At 61.4% G+C, this 21737-nt stretch carries 19 protein-coding genes; 14 read left to right on the plus strand and 5 right to left on the minus strand.

What is annotated here, in order from left to right; genetic code table 11:
* Positions 1-30: 30 nt before the first annotated feature.
* The 3 genes from BMZ10_RS06240 to BMZ10_RS06245 all read left to right on the plus strand — a co-directional run bounded on the left by BMZ10_RS06240 (position 31) and on the right by BMZ10_RS06245 (position 1967).
* Positions 31-1170, plus strand: coding sequence for a GNAT family N-acetyltransferase/peptidase C39 family protein (locus BMZ10_RS06240; protein WP_093459132.1), 1140 nt, complete (start codon positions 31-33; stop codon positions 1168-1170).
* A gap of 83 nt (positions 1171-1253) precedes the next feature.
* On the plus strand, positions 1254-1385 hold the full coding sequence (locus BMZ10_RS27975) for a hypothetical protein (RefSeq protein WP_256214368.1): 132 nt from the start codon (positions 1254-1256) through the stop codon (positions 1383-1385).
* Positions 1386-1508: 123 nt separating this feature from the next.
* The gene (locus tag BMZ10_RS06245; protein WP_093459133.1) at positions 1509-1967 is read left to right on the plus strand and encodes a DUF2214 family protein; all 459 of its coding nucleotides are present in this window, start codon (positions 1509-1511) and stop codon (positions 1965-1967) included.
* Positions 1968-2021: 54 nt separating this feature from the next.
* Here BMZ10_RS06245 and BMZ10_RS06250 read toward each other — a convergent pair whose 3' ends face one another.
* The gene (locus BMZ10_RS06250) at positions 2022-3341 is read right to left on the minus strand and encodes an Nramp family divalent metal transporter (protein WP_093459134.1); all 1320 of its coding nucleotides are present in this window, start codon (positions 3339-3341) and stop codon (positions 2022-2024) included.
* 113 nt (positions 3342-3454) lie between these two features.
* Here BMZ10_RS06250 and BMZ10_RS06255 point away from each other — a divergent pair, with 113 nt between their 5' ends.
* Positions 3455-4891, plus strand: coding sequence for an MFS transporter (locus BMZ10_RS06255; protein ID WP_093459135.1), 1437 nt, complete (start codon positions 3455-3457; stop codon positions 4889-4891).
* Positions 4892-4962: 71 nt separating this feature from the next.
* On the opposite strand, the gene norR is transcribed toward BMZ10_RS06255, so the two are convergent.
* On the minus strand, positions 4963-6519 hold the full coding sequence (gene norR, locus BMZ10_RS06260; protein WP_093459136.1) for a nitric oxide reductase transcriptional regulator NorR: 1557 nt from the start codon (positions 6517-6519) through the stop codon (positions 4963-4965).
* 346 nt (positions 6520-6865) lie between these two features.
* Between norR and BMZ10_RS06265 the strand changes: the two genes are divergently transcribed.
* The 5 genes from BMZ10_RS06265 to BMZ10_RS06285 are packed head-to-tail and all read left to right on the plus strand — an operon-like array spanning position 6866 to position 12818.
* On the plus strand, positions 6866-8317 hold the full coding sequence (locus tag BMZ10_RS06265; RefSeq protein ID WP_093459137.1) for a UbiA family prenyltransferase: 1452 nt from the start codon (positions 6866-6868) through the stop codon (positions 8315-8317).
* Positions 8314-9630 (plus strand): FAD-binding oxidoreductase, encoded by a 1317-nt coding sequence (locus BMZ10_RS06270; protein ID WP_093459138.1) that lies wholly within the window; start codon positions 8314-8316, stop codon positions 9628-9630. The genes BMZ10_RS06265 and BMZ10_RS06270 overlap by 4 nt, the downstream gene beginning before the upstream one ends.
* Positions 9627-10382 (plus strand): SDR family oxidoreductase, encoded by a 756-nt coding sequence (locus tag BMZ10_RS06275; protein WP_093459139.1) that lies wholly within the window; start codon positions 9627-9629, stop codon positions 10380-10382. Before BMZ10_RS06270 ends, BMZ10_RS06275 begins: the two co-directional genes overlap by 4 nt.
* The gene (locus BMZ10_RS06280) at positions 10379-11350 is read left to right on the plus strand and encodes a lysylphosphatidylglycerol synthase transmembrane domain-containing protein (RefSeq protein WP_093459140.1); all 972 of its coding nucleotides are present in this window, start codon (positions 10379-10381) and stop codon (positions 11348-11350) included. The genes BMZ10_RS06275 and BMZ10_RS06280 overlap by 4 nt, the downstream gene beginning before the upstream one ends.
* 37 nt (positions 11351-11387) lie before the next feature.
* The gene (locus BMZ10_RS06285; RefSeq protein ID WP_256214371.1) at positions 11388-12818 is read left to right on the plus strand and encodes a glycosyltransferase family 39 protein; all 1431 of its coding nucleotides are present in this window, start codon (positions 11388-11390) and stop codon (positions 12816-12818) included.
* A gap of 30 nt (positions 12819-12848) precedes the next feature.
* On the opposite strand, the gene BMZ10_RS06290 is transcribed toward BMZ10_RS06285, so the two are convergent.
* From BMZ10_RS06290 to BMZ10_RS06300, 3 genes are read right to left on the minus strand one after another with little or no spacing between them, the layout of a single operon-like run.
* Positions 12849-13058, minus strand: a complete 210-nt coding sequence (locus BMZ10_RS06290) for a hypervirulence associated TUDOR domain-containing protein (protein WP_093459141.1) — start codon at positions 13056-13058, stop codon at positions 12849-12851.
* A 45-nt stretch (positions 13059-13103) separates the two neighbouring features.
* Positions 13104-14954 (minus strand): glycoside hydrolase family 15 protein, encoded by a 1851-nt coding sequence (locus tag BMZ10_RS06295; RefSeq protein WP_093459142.1) that lies wholly within the window; start codon positions 14952-14954, stop codon positions 13104-13106.
* On the minus strand, positions 14947-15747 hold the full coding sequence (locus tag BMZ10_RS06300; protein ID WP_093459143.1) for a glucose 1-dehydrogenase: 801 nt from the start codon (positions 15745-15747) through the stop codon (positions 14947-14949). The genes BMZ10_RS06295 and BMZ10_RS06300 overlap by 8 nt, the downstream gene beginning before the upstream one ends.
* Positions 15748-16006: 259 nt before the next feature.
* Here BMZ10_RS06300 and BMZ10_RS06305 point away from each other — a divergent pair, with 259 nt between their 5' ends.
* The 5 genes from BMZ10_RS06305 to BMZ10_RS06325 form a co-directional block, all read left to right on the plus strand.
* Positions 16007-18439: a type VI secretion system Vgr family protein gene (locus BMZ10_RS06305; RefSeq protein ID WP_093459144.1), complete on the plus strand. Its 2433-nt coding sequence runs from the start codon at positions 16007-16009 to the stop codon at positions 18437-18439.
* Positions 18436-19164, plus strand: a complete 729-nt coding sequence (locus BMZ10_RS06310) for a DUF4123 domain-containing protein (RefSeq protein WP_177182052.1) — start codon at positions 18436-18438, stop codon at positions 19162-19164. Before BMZ10_RS06305 ends, BMZ10_RS06310 begins: the two co-directional genes overlap by 4 nt.
* A 263-nt stretch (positions 19165-19427) precedes the next feature.
* Positions 19428-20054, plus strand: coding sequence for a DUF3304 domain-containing protein (locus BMZ10_RS06315; protein WP_177182053.1), 627 nt, complete (start codon positions 19428-19430; stop codon positions 20052-20054).
* Positions 20045-20554 carry a DUF3304 domain-containing protein gene (locus BMZ10_RS06320; protein WP_093459146.1) on the plus strand — a complete coding sequence of 170 codons (510 nt, stop codon included), beginning with the start codon at positions 20045-20047 and terminating at the stop codon, positions 20552-20554. The genes BMZ10_RS06315 and BMZ10_RS06320 overlap by 10 nt, the downstream gene beginning before the upstream one ends.
* The coding region (locus tag BMZ10_RS06325; RefSeq protein ID WP_143070265.1) for a T6SS phospholipase effector Tle1-like catalytic domain-containing protein at positions 20551-21737 on the plus strand (1187 nt) is incomplete at its 3' end. The genes BMZ10_RS06320 and BMZ10_RS06325, both read left to right, overlap by 4 nt.

Consider the following 21737-nt stretch of genomic DNA (forward strand, 5'->3'; position numbering starts at 1 on the left):
TTTCGTTACTCACTCTTTACGGTTGTCGACATGAACTTTATTTATCGCCTCGCCGAACTTTCCGACGTAGATGAGTTGTTGGTCCTGGAAAACCAGTGCTTTGAAACCGACCGACTGAATGCGCGCAGTTTTCACTGGATGGTCAGTCGCGCCAATGCCCGGTTGATCGTCGCCCAGGGCGACGGCCATCTGGCCGGGTATGCGCTGCTGCTGTTTCATCGCGGCACCTCGCTGGGACGGCTCTATTCGCTGGCGATCAGCGAGCGTGCGCGCGGCCAGGGCCTCGGCCAGCAGCTGTTGGCGCAGGCGGAGCAACATGCACGGGAGCGCGACTGCGCCTACCTGCGCCTGGAAGTGCGGCCCGACAACGCCCCTGCCATCCGCCTGTACGAACGCAACGGTTATCGCCTGTTCGACCGGATCGACGATTACTACGAAGACCACGCCTGTGCGCTGCGCTATGAAAAGCGCATCCGCGAGCATGCCGTCGGCGTCACCCGCCATGTGCCTTATTACGCGCAAACCCTGGATTTCAGCTGCGGCCCGGCCTGCCTGCTGATGGCGATGAAGGCGCTGCAGCCCGAACGCGCGATGCAGCGCCACGAGGAACTGCAGCTATGGCGCGAAGCGACCACGGTGTTCATGACCTCCGGCCACGGGGGTTGCAGCCCGCAAGGCCTGGCACTGGCGGCGCTCAGACGCGGGTTTGATGTCGGTCTGCAGGTGTCGGTGCAAGGGCCGTTGTTTCTCGCCGGCGTGCGCAGCGAGGAAAAACGCGAGGTGATGCGTCTGGTGCATCAGGAGTTCAGCCGCGAACTGGCGCAGAGTCCGGTGCGTCAGTTGGGCAACCTGCCGCTCGACCTGCACGCGCTGCAACAGCACAACGGTCTCGCCCTGGTGTTGATCAGCAGTTACCGACTCACGCGCTCCAAAGCCCCTCACTGGGTGCTGGTAACAGGGTGCGACAGCGATTTCGTTTACTTGCACGACCCTGATATCGATCACAGTCAACAACGTCAGGCGATGGATTGCCAATACATGCCGGTCAGCCACAAAGAGTTTGATGGCATGAGCTGTTTCGGCGCCGACAAACTGCGAGCCGCGGTTGTTTTATACCGCCCGGTAGTGGCCGCCATAATACCCGCATCAACGTTATCCAATCATGCGTAAAGAGTTCGTCGTATTCATTGAAGTGTCTGGCTTCAATGCGCATGAATAGGAGGTCGGCCTGGGGCCAGTCTGGAATAACTCACGTGGAAAACTCGGAAATCGGTTTCATGATTATTGGCGCGATTGCAGTATTGGGGATGACAGCGTTTTATTTCGATTTCGTGCATCCGCGCACGCGGCACACTCGGCACATCCGCGAAGAGCATGACAAATGACGACGGTTTGCATCTTGCCCGGCGCTGCGTTTCTTTCATCTTGCCGGGCGCGCATAACGTCAGCCACCCGCTACGCTTGCTCTGTAGAAGTTCGCTTCGGAAACGGCTCGGGGGAGTTGCGTCATGATCATCAAGTGGGTACTGGCTGCGTTACATTTACTGGCGTTTGGATTTGCGTTGGCAGCGGTACTGGCTCGGGGGCGGGCACTGCGGCGATTGCGCGCCGACGATCCCCGATCCTTTCGCGACGTGTTCGTGGTGGACAACATATGGGGTGTCTCGGCAGGCATCCTGCTCATCACCGGCGCCTTTCGCGCCTTCGGCGGGCTGGAGAAAGGCTCGTTTTACTACCTGCACCAGCCGCTGTTTCACCTGAAAATGACCGCCTTCGTCGCCATTCTGGCGCTGGAGATCGTGCCGATGTTCGCCTTGATCAAATGGCGCATCGCATTCAAGAAGCAACAGACCATCGACACGTCCAGGTCACGTCGCTTCGCCCGCATCAGTCACATGGAGGCAGCGCTGATGGTCATCATCGTGATCGCTGCCACCGGCATGGCCCGGGGGATACTGCTCAGTTGAGGCACGGCGTCGCCCTTGGCACCCGGTTACGCACGGCGGCAAGTCTTCCGCCGCTCAACTCACCCAGAAGTACATCAGCGCCAGGTTGGCCGCCGAGATCAGGCCGAACAGCCCCCACGCCAGGATTCTGGTCAGGGTGCTGTTGGCGAACGGCCCCATCAATTGCCTGTCGCTGGTGAAGCGAATCAACGGCCAGAGTGCGAACGGCAGCTGCAGACTGAGCACCACCTGACTGAGCACCAGCATCTTGCCCACGGCGCCGTCGCCGAACCAGATCACGCCCGCCAATGCCGGAATCAATGCCAATGCGCGCGTGATCAGACGGCGCTGCCAGCACGGAATCTTGGCGTTGAGAAAGCCTTCCAGCACCACCTGGCCGGCAATCGTCCCGGTGAACGTCGAGCTCTGCCCGGCCGCCAGCAATGCCACGCCAAACAGGATGCTGGCCAGCGTGCCGCCTACCAGTGGATCGAGCAGATGATAGGCGTCCTGGATTTCCACCACGTCGGCATGACCGCTGCCGTGAAAGGCTGCGGCGGCCAGAATCAGGATCGCCGCATTGATCACCAGCGCCAGGCTCAGCGAAGCGATGGTGTCGACCCGCGCGTAACGGATGGCGCTGGCCTTGCTCTGTTCGGACGTGCCGTTGACCCGGGTCTGCACCACTGACGAGTGCAGGTACAGGTTATGCGGCATCACGGTTGCGCCCAGAATGCCGATGGCGATGTACAGCGGCTCCTGATTGCTCAGCACGTCCCACGAGGGCTTGAGGCCGGCCGCGACATCCGGCCAGAACGGCTTGATCAGCACCAGCTCGATGAAGAAACACGTGGCGATCGTGGCAATCAGGCCGAGCACGATGGCCTCCAGGCGCCTGAAGTTGGCGCCCTGCAAGGCCAGCACGATGATCGTGTCGAACGCCGTCAGCGCCACGCCCGTGGTAATCGACACGCCCAGCAACAGATGAAAGGCCAGCGCCGCGCCGAGCACTTCGGCCAGGTCCGTCGCCAGAATCGACAGCTCGGCCAGAATCCATTGCCCCATGCCGACCCGATGGCTGTAGCGCTGCGCAGAGAGCTGCGCCAGATCGCGACCGGTCGCGATGCCCAGGCGCGAGCACAGGTTCTGCAGCACCATGCCCGACAGGCTCGCCAGCACCACGACGAACAGCAACGCGTAGCCAAAGCGCGAGCCGGCCTCGATGGCGGTCGCCCAGTTGCCGGGGTCCATGTAGCCGATGGAGATGAGCAGCCCAGGCCCGACGAACAGCAGCAATTTGCGCAGGAATGACGCATTGGCCGGGATGGCGACGCTGTCGGTCACCGCGGACGGACAGAAAGGTGCAGTGGCGGTTGTGGGGAGTTTGTACTTCACAGGAATCCGATACAGGGTGGCGTTCAGCCATGGAGCTTAAACTCGCAGAAATGTTTTGTCTTGAATCTCTGTCGCTCTAACATGCGTCGTCCCCTGGATCCGGAAAAACAATAATGCATTCCCCTACTCACGTTTCAGACACCGCCGCCGCCACGGCCGACGGCATCGACCCGATCCGCGCCGCGCAGATTTCCGCCCGCATCGACCGGCTGCCCGCCGTAGCGACCCTCTGGAAGCTGGTGGCGTTGTTGTCCATCGGCGGCTTTTTCGAGCTGTACGACCTGTTCCAGACCGCCTACATCAGCCCCGGCCTGATCCGCAGCGGCCTGTTTGCCACCGGCGCGCAAGGCGTATTCGGCTTCTCCGATCAGGCCGCGTTCGCCTCGGCAACCTTTCTCGGCCTGTTTCTGGGCGCCAGCCTGCTCAGCCCGATCGCCGACCGTTTCGGCCGCCGCGCGATCTTCACCTTCGCGCTGATCTGGTACACCGTCGCGACCGTGCTCATGGGCCTGCAGACGACGCCGCTGGGCATCATCTGCATGCGCTTTCTGGTGGGGATCGGCCTAGGCATCGAGCTGGTGACCATCGACGCCTACCTGTCCGAGCTGGTGCCCAAGCGCATGCGCAGTTCGGCGTTCGCGTTCGCTTTCTTCGTGCAGTTTCTGTCGGTGCCGTCGGTGGCGCTGATGTCGTGGTGGCTGGTGCCGCAGGACCCGTTAGGGATCGCGGGCTGGCGCTGGGTAGTGTTTGCCAGCGCGGTGTTCGCGCTGTTCATCTGGTGGCTGCGCTCGCGCCTGCCGGAGTCGCCGCGCTGGCTCGCCCAGCAGGGTCGCTTCGCCGAAGCCGAAACGATCATGGATGACCTGGAGGCGCGCTGCCTGCGTGACCATGGCCAGGCGCTGGACGCCCCGGAAACCCACAACGTCGCAGTCGAAGGCAATGGCCGGTTTGCCGACATCTGGCAGCCGCCTTATCGACGTCGCGCGCTGATGCTGATCGTCTTTCATGTATTCCAGGCGATCGGCTTCTTCGGCTTCGGCAACTGGCTGCCGGCGCTGCTCTCAGGCCAGGGCGTCAGCGTGACGCACAGCCTGGCCTATGCGTTCATCATCACCCTGGCCTACCCGCTGGGCCCGCTGCTGTTCGTCAAGTTCGCCAACCGTTTCGAGAACAAATGGCAGATCGTCGGCTCGGCTCTGGGCGCGATGATCTTCGGCACGCTGTTCGCGCAGCAGAGCACGGCGGCAGGGCTGATTTTCTGCGGGGTCATGATCACGTTCTGCAACGCCTGGCTGAGCTTCAGCTACCACTCGTATCAGAGCGAGCTGTTCCCGACCAACATCCGCGCCCGTGCCGTGGGCTTCTGCTATTCGTTCAGCCGCCTGTCGACCGTGTTCAGCAGCCTGTTGATCGGACTGTTTCTGGACCATTTCGGTACGCCGGGCGTACTGACGTTCATTGTCGTCAGCATGCTGATCGTGATGATCACCATCGGCGTGTTCGGTCCGAGAACCCGCAACCTGGCACTGGAAGACATCGCCCATCGCTGACGCGGTGAGCAGAGACCTGTGAAACGCACAGGTCTCTGGCGCCCTCCAGCCAGACAGTGGATGTCAGCCGTTCAGCGAATCCCCAGTCGACGGGCAAGGCGGCTCAGGTTGGCGCGGTCGACGTTGAGCTCGCGGGCGACCTGCGCCCATTTGCCCTGATGGCGAGCCAGCGCGTCGTTGATCAGCACCGTCTGAAACGCGTCGACGGTTTCTTTGAGCCCTACTCCCGGTTTGATCACCGGTGCCGGCCCGATCACCTCGGGCGTCCCCACGCCAGACGTCGGCAACCCGTCCAGGCCGAGCGCCTGAGGCTCGATGGTGAGGATGCGCGGTCGCTCGGCGTGGGCCGACAGCGCCTTGAGCACGGCGCGGCTGATCAGGTGCTCCAGCTCGCGAACGTTGCCCGGCCATGGGTAACCGAGCAGTACCTTCTGCGCATCGGCGCTCAGGCGCAAGCTGCGCAGGCCCATGCGTGCACGGTTCTCTTCAAGAAAATACCCGGCCAGCAGCAGGACATCGCGCCCGCGTTCGCGCAGCGGTGGCACCACCAGCGGATAAACGCTCAGGCGATGGTAGAGATCGGCGCGGAAACGCCCGGCACGCACTTCTTCGGCCAGGTCGCGGTTGGTGGCGGCGATGATCCGCACATCCACATGGTGTTCCTGATCGGAACCGACCCGTTGCAACTGGCCGCTCTGTAGAACGCGCAGCAGCTTGGACTGAACCGGCGGCGGCAGTTCGCCCACTTCGTCGAGAAAGATCGAGCCGCCGTCGGCCAGTTCGAACTTGCCGCTGCGCCCACTCACCGCGCCGGAGAATGCGCCTTTGACGTGGCCGAACAGTTCGCTTTCCACCAGCAGCTCCGGCAACGCCGCGCAGTTCAGGCTGATCAGGGGTTTCTGCGCGCGGGGTGACTGCAGGTGAATGGCTTCGGCAACCAGCTCTTTGCCGACGCCCGTTTCACCGGTGATCAGGACGGTCAGCGGACTGTTGCCGACCAACTGGATCTCCTGCTGCAAACGCCGGTGCACGGCGCTCTGTCCGATCAATTCGCGGGGGCCGCGCCCGCCGGCTGCCCGCTTGTAGACCTCGGCCAACTGGCGCTGGTCCTCGACGTTGCGGGCGAGCTGGCTGATCCGCTCACTGGCCATCACGGTCGCCGCTGCCAGGCTGGAAAACGCCTGCAGGTTATCCAGATCGACGCTGCCGAACCGGGCAGGATCGAGCGAATCGAGGGTGATCAGCCCCCAGAGTTTGTCCTGCACGTAGAGCGGGCAGCCCAGGCAGTCATGCACTTCCAGATCACCGTGCACCCCTTCCACCAAACCGTCATAAGGGTCCGGGAGGTCACTTTCGGCACAGAAACGCGTGGGTTCGCGGTGCTGCACGATGATGTCCAGCCGCGGATGCTCGCCCAGCCGGAAACGCCGACCCAGGGTATCCGGACTCAGGCCTTCGACCGACAGCGGCACCAGCACATCGTCTTCGAGCTTGAGCAGCGCCACCGCGTCGCACGGCAGCAACTGCCGCAGGGAACGCAGCAGCCGACGGTAACGCTCATGGTCAGGCAGGTCGCGAGACAGGTCGGCGACCAGCGGTATGAGCGCCAGCAGAAGCGGATTGGTCATCGAGACTCCAGACGCGGACAGGCAAGCAGCCGAAAAAACGCGGTCATTATGACTGCGTTTGCGCCCCGCAACGACAGCCTCTCGCCTTTTTCTTCGCACTGCTGAATCTGCCTCGCATGGAAACCCTTGAATTCATCACACTTTCAAGCAGTCATTAGTTGATCGCCAATTAACTGGCAGCCGACTGTTTCAATGGCGAAACAACGTTCATCGCGAGTAATGCTTTAACCGTCTTTTTATTCTGGCGCCAAGTGCCCGACGGGGTTTGTACGGCCCTTTAATTTAAATGAAGTTGCTGAAAATCAATTTTGTTTATAGTCGGCTCGACCCTAAAGGAGCACTCGCTATGGCCAGAATTCAGGGACGAGTTCTTGAAACTTTCCCACCCTTGGTTGTCGATCTGGACGGTACGTTGTTGCGTTCGGATCTGCTCATGGAAACGGCAATGGCCTTTGTGCGAAGCCAGCCGCTGAAAGCGTTCAAGGTGCTCGGCTGGTTGTTCAAAGGCAAGGCGGCGTTGAAGGAAGGCCTGGCGCTGAATACCGAAATCGATGTGTCCGTGCTGCCTTACGACCCGCAGATCATCGAAATGATTCAGCGCGAAAAAGCCAGCGGACGCATGGTGGTGCTGGCCACCGCGAGTCATGTCAGTCTGGCCGAGCGTATTGCCGAACACTTGCAGTTATTTGATCTGGTGCTGGCCTCTAATACCAACCGTAACTTGTCCGGTCCGCATAAGCGCGACTTGCTGGTTGCCCACTTTGGTGAGGGCGGATTCGACTATATCGGCAACTCCAAAGATGATCTGCCGATCTGGAAAGTGTCGCGTCAGGCGTATGTGGTCAATCCCGATTCCGGCGTCGAATCCCGCGTCGAGGCCATGACCCAGGTCGAGCCGACCCTTCACACCAACACACCGGCGCTTCGGGACTGGCGCAAAGCGTTGCGTCTGCACCAGTGGCTGAAAAATGCGCTGATCTTCGTGCCCCTCCTCGCTTCGCATCGTCTGGCGCAACTGGACCTGATGCGCGATGGGGTGATCGCATTCCTGTGCTTCGGCCTGTGCGCTTCCAGCGTCTACGTGCTCAACGACCTGCTGGACCTGTGCGACGACCGCCATCACAAAAGCAAATGCAATCGTCCCTTCGCTAGCGGCCGGCTATCGATTAAGGCCGGGCTGATGCTGGTGCCGACGCTGCTGATCGTCTCTTTCGGCGCCGCGCTGTTGCTACTGCCCTGGCAGTTCGCGGCGGTCATGGCCGCCTATTACGGCCTGACGCTGGCGTATTCGCTGAAGCTCAAGCGCCTGATGGCCTGGGACGTCATCGTCCTGGCGATGCTCTACACCGCGCGGATCATCGCTGGCGTCGCCGCCTTCAACCTGACGCTGACGTTCTGGATCCTGGCGTTTTCGATGTTCATCTTCCTCAGCCTGGCAATGGTCAAGCGCTATGCCGAACTGCGCGATGCCCGTGCCAGAGAGGTCAATACTTTTGCCCGCGGTCGTGGCTATTACCCCGGTGATCTGGACATGATCGCCTCGCTTGGCGCGTCGTCGGGGTATCTGGCGGTAATGGTGCTGGCGCTGTACATCCAGGACGCCAAGACCACCGAACTGTATGTGACGCCGCACGTGATCTGGCTGGCGTGTCCGCTGCTGCTGTTCTGGGTCACGCGGGTGTGGATGCTTACCCATCGTGGGCAGATGAATGAAGATCCGGTGGTGTTCGCCATCCGCGACCGCACCAGCCAGTTGATCGGCGTCGCCTTCCTGCTGATGTTCTGGATCGCCGCATGAGTGCGCCGCTGTATTCCTGGGGACGGTTTCCCCGCAGTCCGCAGCGAGGTCACAGTTGCGTGTGGCTGGACGACTTGCCGGAGCATCTGGACCGCGTGATTGGCGACCACCGCAGCAGTCTGCCCTATGGCAACGGCCGCAGTTACGGTGACAGCTGCCTGGCTGCCAGCGATCAGGTGCTGCACATGCGTTCGCTGGACCGCCTGATCGAGGCCGACTGGGCCACGGGAGTGATCAAGGTGGAAGCAGGCATCACCCTGGCCGAAGTGCTGGCTGTCGCGATTCCGCAGGGCTGGTTCCTGCCGGTCACGCCAGGCACGCAATTCGCCACGGTGGGCGGCGCCATCGCCAACGACGTACATGGCAAGAACCACCACGTGCGCGGCACCTTTGGCCGCCACGTGCTGAGTTTCGGCCTGTTGCGCCACGGGCAGCCCGAGCTGACCTGTGCGCCCGACTCCAATGCCCCGCTGTTCAGCGCCAGCATCGGAGGCCTCGGGCTCACGGGGATCATCCATTGGGCGCAGATCCAACTGATACCGATCCGTGCCAGTCAGATCGACACCAGCACCGTGCGCTTCGCCAATCTGGCGGAGTTTTTCGCCCTCTCTGCCGAACTCGATGATCATCATGAATACAGCGTGGCGTGGATCGATTGCCTGGCCAAGGGTGCCGACACCGGACGCGGCGTATTCATCGTCGGCGACCACGCGCAGTATGGCTCGCTGGAAGTCGGCCAGCGCAAGAAACTCAGCGTGCCGCTGACGCCACCCGTCTCGCTGATCAACAGACTGTCCCTGAGCGCCTTCAACAACCTGTACTGGCGCGCGCACCCGAGTCAACGCACCCGCGGACGCAGCGCCTACGAACCGTTTTTCTATCCGCTGGACCGGATTCTGCACTGGAACCGCATCTACGGCCGGCGCGGCTTTCAGCAGTACCAGTGCGTCGTGCCACAGGCCAGCGCGGCGCCGGCCATGGCTGAATTGCTGCGCGCCATCGCCGACGCCGGACAAGGCTCGTTTCTGGCCGTGCTCAAGCGTTGTGGCGACCTTCGCTCGCCGGGCCTGCTGTCGTTTCCGATGTCAGGCACCTCGCTGGCACTGGACTTTCCCCAGAGTGAACAGCTGGAGAACGTCGTGTTTCCGCGCCTGGACGACATCGTCCGGGCCGCGGGAGGCCGCTTGTATCCGGCCAAGGATGCCCATATGAGCGGCGCCGACTTTCGTCAGGCGTATCCCGCCTGGGAGCGACTGGAAGCGCTGCGCGATCCGTCCCTGATGTCCCGTTTCTGGAGCCGTGTGATCTTATGAAGCAGATAGCCGTAAAAAAAGTCCTGATCATCGGTGCCACGTCGGCCATCGCCAGCGCCTGTGCCCGTCTGTGGGCCAGTGAAGGCAGCGATTTTTTCCTGGTCGCGCGTAACGTCGACAAACTCCAGCAGACCGCCGCCGACCTCAAGGCGCGTGGGGCAAGCAACGTGACCTTGCATGAGATGGACGCCAACGACATCGATGCCCACCCGCTGATGCTCGGCCGGTGCCTGACGGCGCTGGGCCAGATCGACATCGCCCTGATCGCCCACGGCACCCTGCCCGATCAGAAGGCCTGCGAACGGGACGTGAAACTGGCGCTGCGCGAGTTCGCCAATAACTGCACTTCGGTGATCGCGCTGCTGACCTGTCTGGCCATGCAATTCGAAACCCAGCGTTGCGGCAGCCTGGCGATCATTTCGTCGGTGGCCGCTGATCGCGGTCGGCCCTCGAACTACCTTTATGGCAGCGCCAAGGCGGCGGTTTCCACGTATTGCGAGGGCCTGCAGGCGCGCCTGTTCAAGCTGGGTGTGCACGTCACCACCATCAAGCCGGGCTTCGTCGACACGCCGATGACCCAAGGCCTGTCGCTGCCGGCGGCGTTGCTCGCGCAACCGGCCCAGGTCGCGCAGCGGATCGTCAAAGGCATCGCCAACAAAGTGCCGACGCTGTACGCGCCGGGCTTCTGGGCGCTGATCATGTGGGTCATCCGCTCGATCCCGCAGCCGGTTTTCAAGAGGCTCAACCTGTGAACGGCTCGCCGCATCTGTCCGGGTGGCGTTACCGGGCGGTGGTGCTGTCGGTGGTCGGGTCGGCGCTGGGCTATCTGGGCTTTTCCCTGTGGGGCGGCTGGCAGGCGGTGGGTGCCGCCGTGAGCGAGGTCGGCCTGATCGGTATCTTTATCGCGCTGTTCATGTCCTCGGTGAATTACGGCCTGCGCTTCGTGCGCTGGCAGGCGTACCTGAAGGTGCTCGGCCATCCGATGCCGTGGCGCCCAAGCCTGAATATCTACCTGGCCGGCTTCGCCTTGACCACCACGCCCGGCAAGGCCGGCGAAGCCCTGCGCGGCGTGCTGCTCAAGCGCTGGGGCGTGCCGTATCCGCAGAGCTTCGCGGCGTTTTTCAGCGAACGCCTGTCGGACCTGTTCGCCGTGGTGCTGCTGACCCTGTTCGGCCTCTCGCTGTACCCCGAAGCGATGCCGATGATCGTCGTGGGCGTGGCGCTGGTGGTCGTCGGGCTGGTGGTGCTGTCGCAGCGTCGTCTGCTGGAACGTCTGACGCTGATGGTGCCGACCGAGGGCGGCAAAGTGATCAGCCTGCTGCGCCATCTGCTGCAGGTACTGATGCACGCCCAGCAATGCCATCGACTGCGCTTGATGCTGGGCTTGACGATGCTCAGCGTCATCGCCTGGAGCGCCGAGGCGCTGGCCTTCGACTGGATCCTGCAATGGATGGGCGCGGACATTCCGCTGACGTTCGCGGTGTTCGTCTACGCGCTGGCGATGCTCGCGGGGGCGGTGAGTTTCATGCCCGGCGGCCTCGGCGGCGCGGAGGCCGTGATGGTCGGCCTGCTGGTCTGGAAAGGCATGAGCAGCGCCGATGCGGTCGCCGCCACCGTGTTGATCCGTCTGGCCACGCTGTGGTTCGCCGTGGCCATCGGCGCAGTGATGTTACTCAAGCTCAAAGGCGAGGCAACGCCTCAGGGCCAACCGGTTCAGTAACGCTTCCAACGTAAAACAGGGACAAGGAGTGCAAGTCATGGTGGCAGTCATGCGTTATCGAGCGTCGGTACTGATTCCCGCGCTGTTGGTGATCGGGGCGATCGTCGCCAGTTTTCTCGCGTCCAGCGGTCCGATTCAGTGGATGGACAACGGCATGTTCCTGGCCGACGCCTCCGAAGGCCGCTATTTCAGCGAAACCCTGGGGCCGCTGGATCACCCGCTTTACCTGTTCGTCACCACCGCGCTCTTCGCAGGCTTCGGCCCTTTTGTGCTGAGCCTGATGAACTCGCTGCTGCTGATTCCGCTGGGCTGGGCGATCTTCCGCCTGGCCAGAGGCGTCGGCGCCAACACCCGGCAGGCGCTGCTGGCCATCGCTGCCGCCGTGCTGTGCCACTGCGTATTCTGGGTCTCCACCAAGGCCGAGGTCTACCTGCTGCACACGCTGCTGGTGACGCTGGCGTACATGCTGCATTTCTGCGACCGGCAACGAATGGGCGCGCTGCCTACGCTGTTCGTCATCGGCGTATTGACGGGCCTGGCAGCCGGCATCCATCAACTGACGTTCATTGTGCTCTTCCCGCTCTACCTGCAACTGCTGTGGCAGCACAAGGCGCGCATCCTGATGACCGTTCCGGGCTTCGCGCTGGGTTTTGCCGTGGCGATTCCGGGAATCCTTCACGAGATGCAAAGCGGTCTGGGGCTGATCGATATCGCCCATCGCTACCTGATCGGCATTCCCGACAAGACCACCGAACAGAGCTGGCAGGGGTCGCTGTTCCGCTTCGATGACATGTGGCACGAGAAGAACTCTGTGGCGCTGCTCATGCTGTCGCTGATCGGGCCGCAACTGGTGGGTCTGCTGCTGTTCCCCAAGCGCCCGCAGCTCCGGCTGCTCTGGTGCGCGGCGATGATGAACTTCATCTTCGCGGTGTCGTACAACGTCACCGACCGTTTCACGTTCTTTCTGCCCGGTGCGGTGTTGCTGAGCATTATCGGGGTGATGCAACTGGACGCCTGGCTGCAGCGCAGGAACGCAGACGGTCTGAGCAACGCTGCGCCGCTGAGCGGGCCGGTGACGATTCTGGCGGTGTACGCGATTTACGCAAGCGGCATCGTCACGCTGCCCACGCACAAGGAAGCCCTGCCATTCCGCGACGATATTCACTACTTCATGGCACCGTACTTGCGCGACCGCTCGGCCGAGCAGTTCGTGCGCAGTTACGAAAAATCCGCCCCGGAAGGTGCGCTGATCATCGCCGACTGGACGCCCAACGGCGCATTGCGCTCGGCACAGGCCAGCGGCCTGCTCAAAGGGCGGAATTTCGAGTCGTGTGAAGAAGTGGCCAACATTGATGCTTACCTCAACGGGCCGGGCGCATATCTGGCACGGACCAGCTACTGCGGGATGATTGCCGACCGCTTTACTCTGGAAACCCTGGCCGTCGGGTACGAACTACGGGCCAAATAAAGCGGACGACAGAGGCGCGCGGCGCTCGGGCTAGACCTTCTCGAGCGCGGCTTCCTTGTGCATCGCCGAATGCCCGGTCTTGTCGCTTTTCACCTCGTACTGCGGCTCGTCTTTTGAAGCGGGGCGATGACGGCCCATGAATTCGACATCCTGGGTGTGCACCTTGGTGACTTTGCCGACGACATGGCCGACGTCCGAGTTCCAGCGCACGTGGTCGCCGACTTTAAAGGCGTGAGGCATGTGAGATCTCCTTACTTCAGGGCTTATGATTCAAGGGCTCGGGGCTCAGGGTTGCCAGAGCGTCTGGCTGCCTTCGAGTTTGCGATCCAGAAAGCTCGCGGCGCTGATCAATGCCAGATGACTCAACGCCTGCGGCGTGTTGCCCAGATGATGGCCATGCGTGTCGAACTCTTCAGCGTACAGCCCCAGCGGATTGGCGTAGCGCAGCAACTGCTCGAATTCCAGGTGCGCCTGTGACACGCGTCCGGCCCGGGCCAGGCACTCGACGTACCAGAACGAGCACGCGACAAACGCACCCTCTTCCCCCTCCAGGCCGTCACCGTAGTCATCGTCATTGCGATAGCGGAACACCATACCGTCGCGCACCAGCGTGCGCTCGATGGCGTCCAGGGTCTGGAGCCACTTGGGGTCGCTGGCACCAACGAATCTCACCAGCGGCATCAGCAGCATGGAGGCATCGAGGTTCTTGCTGCCTTTGTGCTGGACGAAATGCCCCAGATCGTGATCCCAGAAATTCTCCCAGATGTCATCGTGAATCGCCTGACGCTCCCTGTCCCAGCGTTCGAACGGCGCAGGCAGCGAACGCTTGAGGGAGAGTCGCAGCGCCCGGTCCAGCGCGACCCAGCACATCAGCCGAGAGTGGAGGAAATGCTGGTCGTCGCCGCGCATTTCCCAGATGCCGACGTCCTTGCTGCGCCAGTTCTCGCACAATTCGTTGACCAGCCGCGTAGCGTGTTTCCAGCCTTCGTGGGAAATCGCTTCACCGTATTTATTGGCCAGATAAACCGCATCCAGCAGTTCGCCGTAGATGTCCAGTTGCGTCTGCTTGTACGCTTCGTTGCCGATGCGCACCGGCGTTGCGCCGCCGTAGCCCGACAAATGCGAGAGGTCTTCTTCGGGCAATTCCTCGCGACCGTCCAGCGAGTACAGAATGCCGAGCTTGTTGGCGTCTTCGCAGCAGTCACCCATGCGCTCGCGCACCCAGTGCATGAAGCCGTTGGCTTCTTCGGTGTAGCCCAGGCGCATGAAGGCATAAACGGTGAATGAGGCGTCGCGGATCCAGGTGTACCGATAGTCCCAGTTGCGCCCACCGCCCTCTTCTTCCGGCAGCCCGAAAGTGGCCGCCGCCACGATGCCGCCGTGCTTGCGTGAAGTCAGCAGCTTCAGCGCCAGTGCCGAGCGATTGACCGTTTCCCGCCAGCGGCCACGGTAGTTGGAGTGGCGACTCCAGTGCTGCCAATAGCTCACGGTGCTCTTGAGGTCGCAGTCGCATTGAGAAGCCTGGACCGCCTCATCATCGGCGCCGCCGAGCATGAATTCGACGATGTCGCCTTGTTTCATCTCGAAATCAGCAACCGCCGCGTGATCGTCGATCTGCAAAGGTGTGGTTGCAGACAGTCTCATGGCCGGTTGCCCCGGTGCTTCGAACCGGACGTCCTGATCGTCCATCCGGGCGACCGTTTCCGCTCGGCTGTAATCATGTCGCACCCGGCAGAACATGCGCACCGCCGTCTTGCCGTGGCGCACATGAATACGCCGCACCAGCCGCGGAAGGCTGTCGACTTCCGAAGCAATGGGCATCAGGTCAGTCACTTCGACCACGGCATCCTTCGCAATCCATCGGGTCATCAGCACATTGGTTTCAGGCAGGTACAGCTGCTGCCGACGGGCGTCGGGGAGGATGGGCGACAGCTGGAAAATCCCGGCCTTGGGCGAATCCAGCAACGCGGTGAAGATGCTCGGACTGTCGAAATCCGGCCAGCAGCAGAAATCGATGCTGCCCGTGTCGGCCACCAGCGCGGCGCTGCGCATGTCGCCGATGATGCCGTGGTTCTCGATAGCGTTCTGCGCTTCGGCGCGCGGGTCGACGGGGCGTTGCTGGATGGGCTCAACCATTGTGACGGAACTCCGGGTACAGGCTCATGCCGCCGTCGATGAACAGCGTGGTCCCGTGCACGTAGTCGGATGCGTCGGATGCCAACCAGACAACGGCGTTGGCGACGTCCTCGGCTTCACCCACCCGCCCGTAGGGGATCAATTCCAGCAGCTTTTTCTCGGCGTCACCGCTGGTGGCCTGGGTGTTGATGGCCGTACGAATGGCCCCGGGCGCGATGCTGTTGACCCGGATACGCTGCTCGCCGACTTCTTGGGCGATGCTGCGCATCAGCAGATCGACGCCGCCCTTGGAGGCCGCGTAATTCACATGCCCGGCCCAGGGAATGACCTGATGCACCGAACTCATGTGAATGATCTTGCCCAGCGCGCGGGAGATGTCCGGCCGGATTTCCTGTTGTGCGAACTGACGCAGCGCCGCGCGGGCACAGAGAAACTGGCCGGTCAGGTTCACGTTGATCACGGTGTTCCAGTCTTCCAGGCTCATCTCGGCAATGGATGCGTCCTTCTGCAGCCCGGAATTGGCAGTCAGAATGTCCAGTCGGCCGAACGCCTTGAGGGTCTCGGCGAACAGTTTTTCGACCTCGCGCTCGTTTGACACATCAGCGCCAATGGCAACGGCCTGGCCACCGGCGGCTCGTATTTCTTCCGCCAGCTTTTCAGCCGGCTCAGGCTGAGAGTGATAGTTGACCACCACTGCCGCGCCGGACGCTGCCAGCCCCCGGGCCGCCCCCGCCCCCAACCCGGAACTGGCGCCAGTGACCAGCGCGACCTGGCCCTTCAAGGAAATCTGCATGGAATGTCGAGCCTCATCGTGAGCATTTCAATGCTGACTGACGGCGCTTGGCGGAAGTTCACCCAGATGCATTGTCAGTGCGATCTCTCTGACGAATTCGACCCTGCCTACAGCTGGAATGGAATGAGCCTACATTCAATCCCGTCAGCCAATGTTTCACTGCCGACGACTTCCGCCTGTGTCGGAACCCTGCATGGACGCACTGAAATCAACTTGTCCGCCGCGGCCCTGCATACGCAGGCCGGGCGCAGGAGGACATATGCTCAAGGACCTGGCAGGCCTGTTTTCGCCTCAGAACCGACGCCTGATCACGCTCAGAACCGTGCTCGAAGATGAGCAGGAATTATTGCTGGATACGTTTTCGGGTCGTGAAGCAGTGTCTGAACTGTTCACGTTCGAGCTTGAGATGCTCTCACGCGACGCACACATCGAGCTCAAGTCGCTGATGGGTACGTCAGCGCAATTGAAGATTCAACTGGCAGACGGGAGCGACCGCTTCATCGACGGGTATATCACCCGGGTCAGCCATCAGGGCTGTGACGGCGGGCTGTCCAGTTACACCGCCACGTTAAGCCCTTGGCTGTGGATGCTCAGCCAGCGACAGGACTCGCGGATCTACCAGGAAAAGACCGTCGAGGACATCCTGCGTGCGGTTTTTTCCCTGTATGGCGACATGGCGCAGTTCGAATTTCGCCTGTATGCCGCGCTGAAAACCCACAGCTACATCACTCAATATTTCGAAAGCGATTTGAACTTCGTGCTTCGCCTGCTGGAAGGCGACGGCCTGTTTTTCTATTTCGAACACGACAACCGCGGGCACAGGCTGATCATTACTGACCGTTCAAGTGAACTGACTCCGTTACACGAGCAACCGAAGATTCGCTATCACCGGGCATCGGTGACCGAAACGGAAGACGCGATTACGCGCTGGAGCGCGCACCGTCAACTCCAGTCGGCACGCATCAGCATTCAGACCAACGACTACAAACAGCCAGCCAACGCGTTGCCTGTGAGCATGAACAGCCTGAATCGCCAGGGCGACGTCAGGCCTCTGGAAATCTATCAGCAAACCCCGCCGTGCTCTCATCGCACCTACGATGCCGGTGAAGCGCTGCTGCGCAAGCGAATCGAAGCGTATGAGCGCACAGGCAAAGGGTTCGCCGGCGCGAGCAACTGTCGCGCCATGCGCCCGGGATACACCTTCGAACTGACCCAGCATTTTGACCACGACCTGGGTTCTCGAGAGGACCGCCGGTTCTTGCTGCTCAGCGTGGAACATCAAGGGCGCAACAACTACCGCTCACCCAGGCCGGCAGACTACGCCAATACCTTCAGTTGCATTCGCAGCAAGATTCCTTATCGCCCGCTGCTGTCCGTGCAGCGGCCCGCCATCACTGGGCCTCTGACCGCCGTGGTGGTCGGCCCGCAGGGCAATGAAGTATTCACCGATGCACGGGGCCGGATTCGCGTGCGCTTTCATTGGCAGCGGCAGGTCCCGTCAGGCGATGACGCAACACGTGAGGACGCTGCCGACACCGCCTGGCTGCGCGTGGCGATGCCCGGCGTGGGAACGGGCTTCGGGCACCAGTTCGTGCCACGCATCGGCCAGGAAGTCCTCGTGCAGCACATGGCCGCAGACGTGGATCGCCCCGTTGTGACCGGCGTTTTATACAACGGCACTCACGTACACCCCTACTTCAGCAACGAGCCGGGGCTGCCTGGAAACAGCGCGCTTTCAGGCATCAAGAGCAGCGAGCACGGCGGGTCTGGCTACAACGAACTGGTCTTCGATGACACCCCTGGCCAGCCGCGAGCGCGCCTGGCCAGCTCGCATCACGCTACCGCCCTGAACATGGGCAAGCTGACGACGCCACGCAAACAGGGCAGCGCCAAACCGCGTGGCGAGGGTGCGGAGTTGCGTACCGATGCGGCCATCGCCCTGCGTGCCGCTCAAGGGATTCTGCTCACCACCTATGCCCGGAGTCAGGCCAGCGGTGCACAGCTGGACCGCAGCGAATTGCTGGACCTGCTGGACGAATGCGGCGAACTGTTCAAGGCGCTCGGGCAAACCGCTGTCACGCAGGGCAGCTCGGCAATCGACGCTCAAGGCTTCGAAACGTTGCAGCAATCCCTCAAACAATGGCCTGCGCCAGAGAGTGGTCGATCCGGCGACCCGGTGTTCGCGGTTGCAGCCGCCGCGGGCACGGTCAGCGCTACACCCGGCTCGCAGATGCACGTCGCCGGGATCAATCACGACACCCTCGCCCGTCGTCATCTGCAATTCACAAGCGGTGAAGCCACACGACTGCATGCCGGAAGCGGCATTGCCCTGTTCAGCGAACAGGCCGGGATCAGCGCAATCGCCAATCGCGGCAACGTGCTGGTCCAGGCTCAGGACGCCGACGTCACCCTTAACGCCCGGCAGAACGTGCGAATTTCCGCCGAGCAGGGCGAGGTGGTCATCAGCGCGCCACACCTGCGTTTCATTGCCGATGACGGCAGCTACATCAAGATCGGTGGCGGTATCGAGATCGGGACGCAGGGTGAAGTCATCACCCATGCCGGCAATCATGACTGGGTCGGGCCGAAAACCGAACGCTACCACGTCGCGATGCCGCCGCCGGCCGACGCGGTCTGTCTGGAATGTCTGCTCAAGGCCGCGCTGTCCGGTGCCGCGCAGGTGACCCTATGAACAGACTGCCGAAAACCTACACCGACCTCGTGGACGCGAAAGGCCTGAGCAGTCGGGTGCTGCTCGACGGAGCGATGCAGCAACGCCTTGGCGCCCGACTGGCGGAGCACCCTGAAGGCGCCATTTCTTTGTTCGCCGACTATCCCAAAGCCGCACGCGCGCTTGGCCCGTGGCTGATGACCGAGGAACGCGCCGCCACGCTGGGCATCGACGGCAGCGCACGGGGCGTGAACTGGCTGGCCAGTGACTGGCCGATCGTTGAGATCGAGGCGCACCTGCTGCTGTGGATGCGCGGCCCCGATAGACACTCGCGCAACTGGCAGCGTCTGGCTGACGGCCGCGCGCTGAACGCCCTGTTCTCAGTCTGGACGGTGACGCAACAGCATGCATTTTCTCAACCCTGGCGCGCCTGGTGCTACGCCGACCGTAACGGCGCCGGGCGATTGCTGAGTCTCTCGCACACGTTTGTGAGTCAGACGCCGGTTTCCCCCGCGCTGGATCCCGCCCAGCAACTGGCGCTGAACCGGGCCACGCTGGCGGACGCGCTGATTCACGAACTCAAACCGTTCACGGCGCTGCACGCCTCGGTCAAAAGTTGCCGGGAGAAACGTCACGCGAGCGTCGATGCCGTACTGACCCAAGCCATGGCGGCCGGCTACACCGAGCTGGAAGACCTCGGCGCTCTGACCGCCTGGGCGTTGCGAACCGGCGCCCATGCACCGTAGCAAATGGCAGGACTGACAGCAGTCCAGCAGCAGTTGAGCGGCAGCGCATTGCTTGAAGCACTGGAAAGCCAGGCGGACAGCGCCGAGGTGGGCGTGTGAAGCGTCTGTCATCAGGGGCCGGTTAAAGAAATGAGCGCTACCCGATGGCTTGCTACCTATACGCCGTCTCCGCACTTGCTTAGTTCAAAAGTGTTCGGCCTCGCTGCGAAAGACCTGATGACTCGATGCGGAAATCCATATTCACCAATCAACAGGTCCATTCGATGCGCATGAACCTCGGTATGTTTTTGGCACTCGCCGCGCTATTCGTTGCGGCGTCCAAATATGAAAAACCACCACCTGAACCGCCGCCTAAACCTAGGAATTACGGGACGGCTGTAACACCTATGGATCACGAAAGAAGTGACACTTTCGTGCGGCCGGTCTATGTCAATGGCGCCGGAGTAGGCGCGGCCAGTACGGGTGGCAGCACAACCTATGGTGCACTGGGCCTTCCCGCCCCTTGGCATCCGGGATTGACCGTTCGGGTCAAATGGCGGCGTTGCGAGCGTTACGGGAAAAACTGTCACTGGATAGAAAAAGATGTGCTGGTTCACCCGTATGACCATTCGGGTGAGACCAATCTACACATTCTGGAAAACGATGACGTCTTGTTAATACCGAGCATATTAGCGCCGAATAATCCTGATTATCCCGGCCCCGGCTTTCCCGAAAAAAACTTCTACGCACGGAAAGGATCTCAAAATGAGCGCTATCCGTTGATTTGCTATATATACGCCATCTTCGTATTTGCTTATTTAAGAAGCGTTCATCTTCGCTCCGCGAAAGACCTGATGCCTCAATACGGAAATCCATATTCACAATTTAACGGGTCGATTCAATGCGCATGAACCTCGGTATGTTTTTGGCACTCGCCGCGCTATTCGTTGCGGCGTCCAAATATGAAAAACCACCACCTGAACCGCCGCCTAAACCCCGGTATTTCGGGACGGCTGTAACACCTATGGATCACGAAATAAGTGACACGTTCGTGCAGCCGGTCTATGTCAATGGCGGCGGAGTGGGCGCGGCTGGCACGGGCGGCAGTACGACCTATGGTGCACTAAGCCTTCCCGCCCCCTGGCATCCGGGATTGACCGTTCGGGTTAAATGGCGCCGTTGTGAAGCTTTTTACAAAGAAAACCCCAAACCCGATTCAGAAGCGTGTCACTGGACTGAAAAAGATGTGTTGGTTCAACCTTACGATCATTCGGGTGGCACTCATATTCATATTCTGGAAAACGATGATGTTTTGATAATACCGAGCATGATGTTTCCGAGTCATCCTGATTATCCCGGCCCTGGCTTCCCCGAAAAAAACTTTGACACGCGGAAAGGAATCTCAAAATGAGCCATATAAGCTGGAGCCCGCTGGATGCTCCCCCCTCTCGGTTTATTCTCCCGAACTTGCTGCTCCCTACAGCCCAATATCCCTGCCGACTGAAGCTGAGCTTTTCGATTTACTTTGACGGCACACGAAACAGTAAAGAAGAAGACAAGCCGAAGGGATCACATAGCAATGTCGCAAGACTGTCCGAACTCGGACTTGATAACGAACAGCAATGTATATACAGGCTCTACATCCAAGGCGTTGGTACTCGTTTTCCTGAAATAGGCGAGCCCGAGCCTCATCCAAACGGCGCCAAAGAAGGCGCATTCGGAGACCGACGGATCCGTTACGCCATGCTTTTCGTTGCTAACCAGGTCGCCCGAACTGCATACGGCCGTTATCTCGTTGACGAAGACCCACGGTCAATCACCCACGCCGTCAAAGACGACACCCTGATCCCCCGTTGGCGCGATCAGATCACCGCCATGCTCGTCCCACGCGTGGGCAGCCCGAAGATCGATGAAATCACCCTCGACCTGTTCGGTTTCTCGCGAGGGGCGACGGCAGCCCGGTCCTTTCTCAATCAATTGCTGATGCATTTCGGCAACGGAGACAGCACCTTTTGCGGCATTCCGCTGCGGGTGCGTTTCATGGGGCTGTTCGATACCGTGGCCTCGGTGGGGCTGGCCGACGCCTATCCGTTGCCGGTGGATGGCCACATGCACTGGGGCAAGAAAGCCCTGCTGACCATTCCCGATTGCGTCGAGCAGTGCGTGCACATGGTCGCCGCCCATGAAAACCGTGTCTCGTTTCCGGTGGATCTGGTCCGTGCCGGTGACACCTATCCAGCCAACTGCCTGGAGATCGTCTACCCCGGCATGCACGCCGACGTGGGCGGCGGTTATGGCCTGCGCGAGCAAGGCAAAGGAACTCAGCTGGCAGACGGCAGCGTGCGTCATCTACAGGCGGACAAGCTGTCGCAGATTCCGTTGAACGACATGTATGAACGCGCACTGCAGGCCGGCGTCCCGTTGAGAAAAATTGATCAGGTGGGCCTTAGACGCTCGGAAAGTGACCTCGCCATCAGCCCCGAGCTCCAGGACAGCTTCGACGCCTACATGGCGCAACTCACCGCTTTGCAAGGTGGCGCGCCGGTCACCGAGCACATGCTCGCCCACCGCAAGCTCTATCTGGGCTGGCGTAA

The organism is Pseudomonas sp. NFR16, assembly GCF_900108875.1.
Classification (GTDB): domain Bacteria; phylum Pseudomonadota; class Gammaproteobacteria; order Pseudomonadales; family Pseudomonadaceae; genus Aquipseudomonas.

Coding starts and splice junctions, on each gene's coding strand:
- BMZ10_RS06295 (WP_093459142.1), bottom strand. CDS start 14,954: ATGGTTGAGCCCATCCAGCAACGCCCCGTCGACCCGCGCGCCGAAGCG.
- BMZ10_RS06290 (WP_093459141.1), bottom strand. CDS start 13,058: ATGCCTCACGCCTTTAAAGTCGGCGACCACGTGCGCTGGAACTCGGAC.
- BMZ10_RS06285 (WP_256214371.1), top strand. CDS start 11,388: ATGGTGGCAGTCATGCGTTATCGAGCGTCGGTACTGATTCCCGCGCTG.
- BMZ10_RS06310 (WP_177182052.1), top strand. CDS start 18,436: ATGAACAGACTGCCGAAAACCTACACCGACCTCGTGGACGCGAAAGGC.
- norR (WP_093459136.1), bottom strand. CDS start 6,519: ATGACCAATCCGCTTCTGCTGGCGCTCATACCGCTGGTCGCCGACCTG.
- BMZ10_RS06305 (WP_093459144.1), top strand. CDS start 16,007: ATGCTCAAGGACCTGGCAGGCCTGTTTTCGCCTCAGAACCGACGCCTG.
- BMZ10_RS06275 (WP_093459139.1), top strand. CDS start 9,627: ATGAAGCAGATAGCCGTAAAAAAAGTCCTGATCATCGGTGCCACGTCG.
- BMZ10_RS06320 (WP_093459146.1), top strand. CDS start 20,045: ATGCGCATGAACCTCGGTATGTTTTTGGCACTCGCCGCGCTATTCGTT.
- BMZ10_RS06315 (WP_177182053.1), top strand. CDS start 19,428: ATGCGCATGAACCTCGGTATGTTTTTGGCACTCGCCGCGCTATTCGTT.
- BMZ10_RS06255 (WP_093459135.1), top strand. CDS start 3,455: ATGCATTCCCCTACTCACGTTTCAGACACCGCCGCCGCCACGGCCGAC.
- BMZ10_RS06265 (WP_093459137.1), top strand. CDS start 6,866: ATGGCCAGAATTCAGGGACGAGTTCTTGAAACTTTCCCACCCTTGGTT.
- BMZ10_RS06245 (WP_093459133.1), top strand. CDS start 1,509: ATGATCATCAAGTGGGTACTGGCTGCGTTACATTTACTGGCGTTTGGA.
- BMZ10_RS06300 (WP_093459143.1), bottom strand. CDS start 15,747: ATGCAGATTTCCTTGAAGGGCCAGGTCGCGCTGGTCACTGGCGCCAGT.
- BMZ10_RS06270 (WP_093459138.1), top strand. CDS start 8,314: ATGAGTGCGCCGCTGTATTCCTGGGGACGGTTTCCCCGCAGTCCGCAG.
- BMZ10_RS06240 (WP_093459132.1), top strand. CDS start 31: ATGAACTTTATTTATCGCCTCGCCGAACTTTCCGACGTAGATGAGTTG.